General features: G+C 41.4%; 1 pseudogene. It reads left to right on the top strand.

The features are described from left to right. Positions 1–31: 31 nt before the first annotated feature. Positions 32–249 (top strand): annotated as a pseudogene (locus tag CAMP5082_RS08390) (flagellin); the annotation flags it as partial.

Here is a 249-nt window from a genome sequence, read left to right as displayed (position 1 = left end):
GGGCTTTAATGCTTATAAGGGTGGCGGTAAAATGGTAGTTACCTTTTCAGATATCGGGGCATTTATGGCAGTAAGTGGTAGCGGTATGAGTGAAGGTTCAGGATTTTCTGTAGGTAGTGGTAAAGAAATGTCTAAGGTTTATGAAGGCAATCTGGCTTTTGTAACAGCATTCTCAGCTGCTTTTGGTTTTAGTGCAAAAGGTGATGGCTCAAGTCAATTTGCTGAATTTGCTGCTACAGCTTCAATAGC

Origin of the sequence: Campylobacter sp. LMG 17559, from assembly GCF_024723605.1 — a bacterium.
Taxonomy (GTDB): Bacteria; Campylobacterota; Campylobacteria; order Campylobacterales; family Campylobacteraceae; genus Campylobacter_D.
This window is presented reverse-complemented; position numbering and strand designations above follow the sequence as displayed.